The sequence below is a fragment of the Streptomyces sp. NPDC059564 genome, assembly GCF_042735575.1.
Lineage (GTDB): Bacteria > Actinomycetota > Actinomycetes > Streptomycetales > Streptomycetaceae > Streptomyces.
Genome location: NZ_JBHWBP010000549.1, coordinates 1 through 3399 on the forward strand (window position 1 = coordinate 1; position 3399 = coordinate 3399).

Sequence of the window (3399 nt, forward strand, 5' to 3'; positions counted from 1 at the left end):
ACCGGCCGGGCGCTCAAGGCCCTGCACACCCTGCGGAACACGATGGCACCCGTCCTCCAGGTCTCGGAGATCCGGACGGTGGCCGCGGACGAGGCGTGGCTCAGCCCCGCCTGGCAGCGGCAGAGCACCGCCCTGCACTTCACCTGGACCCGCGATCCCGAGGCGGTCGCGCCGGTGGTCAGGCAGATCGAGGAGGTGCTGGCGCCGCTGGACGCGCGCCCGCACTGGGGGAAGGTCTTCTCCACCCCGCCGCGAGCACTGGCCGCGACGTACGGGCGGATGGAGGACTTCCGCGCGCTCAGGAAGCGGCTGGACCCGCTGGGCAAATTCCGGAACGAGTTCACCGACCGGCACCTTCCCGGGGCCTGAGCCCGCCGGGTCCCGCCGGGGTCCCGGGGGCGCGCCGATGGCCGTGTCACGGCCCCTGCCGTTCCTCAGCCCGCTCGGGGATCCGCTCCGGCGCGGGGCTGAGTATCCTCGCGTTGAGCCGGCAGGCCAGTGAGGCCGCGAGCAGGGCCGGTACGCGGTTCGAGCCGGCCCCGGCGGCGCCGGGCCCGGGGCCGCCGGGAGTCGGCGCGCCTCACCCGTGCCCCGGGACGATGCGCGCCGGCCTGTCATCCGGCCGGGCAGGTGTGGGCGAGGGCCTGGTCGAGGCCGCTGCGGTGGACGGCGTCCAGGCCCATGGCCCGGACGGTCGTCACCTTCCCCCGCTCCAGCAGCGCGTCACAGCCGGGACGGGACAGCAGGGGCTCGGCCTCCTTGATGGCGGTGAGCAGGCGGCCGTCGACGCGGTCCAGGACCGGACGGACCTGGGTGGCGAGGTCGGGGCGGTGGGTCGGCCGCGCGGCGGGGTCAGCCCGCCACTGTGCGAAGAGCGCACGCTGGACGTCCTTGTTCGCGTCGATCTGGTCTTTGAAGATCCGCTGGACGGTGGCCTGGCCGATCCCGAGTTCCGCGGCCCGGGCGGCTGCGTTGCCCAGGACGGTCTTCTCGCGGGCCGGGTCATCGATGGGCTGGTCGGTTCCCCATTTCGCCGCGGCTACCGTGTCCGCGGTCATGACGCGCTCGGCGGCTAGCCTCGCGATCGTTCCCAGTGCCTGCTCGGCCATGGCGCTGCTCGACGCGACAGGACCCGACCGGACGGGATCGGCGCCGGTGGTCCGAGTGGACCCGCAGGCGGCGAAGGCGACGGCTCCGAGGCCGGTCAAGGCCAGCGTGGCGGTCACCATGCGGAGGGTGCTCGTCGTACTCATGCGAACCACCGTCCGCTCTCGTCGGTCAGGGCGCACTCCCCCAACCGGACGACTCAACCGTGGGCGGAGTGGGATCGCCTGGAGTCGTTCTTGCCTCCTGGTGGTGCGTGCGGGGCCGGTGGAGTGATCACCGCCGGGTGATCAACGGGGTCCGCTACCGAGTCCGGCCGGGTGTCCGGTGGCGGGACTTGCCGGAACGGTTCGGGCCGTGGGAGACCGTGGACCCCGTGTCGCGGAAACTGATCGTCCGGCTGGGGGAGGTGGTCCGATCGGCGAGTGCCCGGGACGTTCCCGCGGAGGGTTCACCACCGAAGTCCACCTCGCGGCCGACGGCCGGTGCCGGCCCCCCTCGGCCCTCGCGATCCGGCTCCGCACGTGATCCGAGAAACGTCGCCTAGCGCTCCTGGAGGACCGGGAACTTCCGTGGGGCGACCAGCAGGAGGACCAGCAGTGCGACGAGCGCGGCCGCTGCGGCGCCGACGTACACGTGGTCCACCGCGGTGGTGACGGCCGTACGCAGGTGCTCGGCAGCCGCGTCGGTGAGTGACTGGTGGTCCAGTGCCCGGGCGACGTCGTCGAGGTGCGTCGGCATCCCCGGCTCCGTTGCGCCGACCAGCCGCGATCCGATCGTCGCGCTGGCGATCGCGCCGAAGAGCGCGCACCCGATGCTCTGGCCCACCTGCCGGCAGGACAACAGCGACGCGGTGGTCACCCCGCGCTCCGCCCAGCGCACCGTCGACTGCACCCCGACGACCAGCGGCGTCTGGAACAGGCCCAGGGCGGCCCCGAGGCCCAGCATGAGCAGGGCCGGCTGCCAGGGCTGGGCGGGGTGCGGGAGGAGCGGGAAGGCGGCGAGGCAGAGGAAGGCGGCCCCGATGCCGAGCACGGCGGAGTTGCGGAAGCCGATGCGGCGGTAGACGTGCTGGCTCAGGGCGGAGGAGATGGGCCAGCTCAGTGTCATCGCCGACATCACGAAGCCCGCGCCGACCGGGCCGAGACCGAGCGCGGACTGGGCGTAGGTGGGGAGGAAGACCATCGGCGCGACCATGAGCAGTCCCAGGGCGGCCATGGCCAGGTTGACGGAGGCGATGGTGCGCCGGCGCCACACCCAGCCCGGCAGGATCGGGTCCGCCGCGCGCCGCTCGACGTACACGACGACTCCGGCGAGGAGGGCGCTGGAGCCGAACAGCACGAGGGAGGGCACCGAGGTCCACGGCCAGGCGACCCCGCCCTGGACCAGGGCGAACAGCAGCAGACCGCCGCAGGCGAACACCGCCAGGGCACCCCGCCAGTCGATCCGGGCCACCACCGCACGCGTCCGGGCGGCGGCGACCTGGTCGGTGTCCCGCAGGTGCCGGATGACCAGGGCCAGGGCCAGGGCGCCCAGCGGGAGGTTGATCAGGAAGATCCAGCGCCAGTCGGCGTAGCCGGCGAGCAGCCCGCCGAAGGCCGGTCCGGCGATGGAGGCGGTCGCCCACACGGTGGCCATCCGGGCCTGGATCTTCGGCCGGTCCTTGAGCGGGTACAGGTCCGCGGTCAGGGTCCGTACGGTGCCCTCGATCGCTCCGCCGCCGAACCCCTGCAGGATCCGGAAGGCGATCAGCGCGGCCATGCTCCAGGCCGCGGCGCACAGGAGCGAGCTGACCAGGAACAGTCCCATGCCGACCAGGAGGACGGGCTTGCGGCCGAAGGTGTCGGAGAGTTTGCCGCAGACGGGGAGGACGACCGTGAACGAGAGCAGGTAGCCGGCGAACAGCCAGGAGAAGAGGGAGAAGCCGCCGAGGTCGCCGACGATCTGCGGGACGGCGGTGGCGACGATGGTCCCGTCGAGCGCGACGAGCGCGACCGACACCATCAGCGCCGCGACGACGGCACGCCCCGGGCGGCCCGGTTCCGTCGGCACGGCGCGGCCGGCCGCCGAACGGCCCGCGCCCGCAGGGCCCGCCCCTCGGAAGGCTTCCTTCCGGTCCTTCAGGTTCGTACACGTGCTCATCGTGGTCCTCCGTCGCAAACGACTTCGAGGAACACCGTCGCTCCTGCACACCGCCCGCGGTGTCCCCCGAAGGGCTCGGCCCGAGGAGGGAGCCGTAGACCCCCCGGTTCCTCCATTGGGACGACAGCGGCGGCGGCCTGCCCTTCCGGGAGC

Annotated in this window: 3 protein-coding genes and 1 pseudogene; 2 read left to right on the forward strand and 2 right to left on the reverse strand. The window is 73.3% G+C overall.

Translation table 11 applies throughout. The features are described 5' to 3' along the window. Positions 1-369, forward strand: a 369-nt coding sequence (locus ACFV0Q_RS39895) for a D-arabinono-1,4-lactone oxidase (RefSeq protein WP_385012796.1), incomplete at its 5' end; no start/stop codon positions are given. Positions 370-614: 245 nt separating this feature from the next. On the opposite strand, the gene ACFV0Q_RS39900 is transcribed toward ACFV0Q_RS39895, so the two are convergent. After that, positions 615-1253, reverse strand: coding sequence for a chorismate mutase (locus tag ACFV0Q_RS39900; RefSeq protein ID WP_385012798.1), 639 nt, complete (start codon positions 1251-1253; stop codon positions 615-617). Between the two features lie 78 nt (positions 1254-1331). Between ACFV0Q_RS39900 and ACFV0Q_RS39905 the strand changes: the two are divergent. Further along, a pseudogene (locus ACFV0Q_RS39905) lies at positions 1332-1474 on the forward strand (transposase); the annotation flags it as partial. Positions 1475-1647: 173 nt separating this feature from the next. Here the strand turns inward: ACFV0Q_RS39905 and ACFV0Q_RS39910 are convergent. After that, positions 1648-3246, reverse strand: coding sequence for an MFS transporter (locus tag ACFV0Q_RS39910; protein ID WP_385012799.1), 1599 nt, complete (start codon positions 3244-3246; stop codon positions 1648-1650). Positions 3247-3399 lie beyond the last annotated feature (153 nt).

Excerpts from the sequence above, each read along its gene's own strand:
- ACFV0Q_RS39900 (WP_385012798.1), bottom strand. The coding sequence starts at position 1,253 with ATGAGTACGACGAGCACCCTCCGCATGGTGACCGCCACGCTGGCCTTG.
- ACFV0Q_RS39910 (WP_385012799.1), bottom strand. The coding sequence starts at position 3,246 with ATGAGCACGTGTACGAACCTGAAGGACCGGAAGGAAGCCTTCCGAGGG.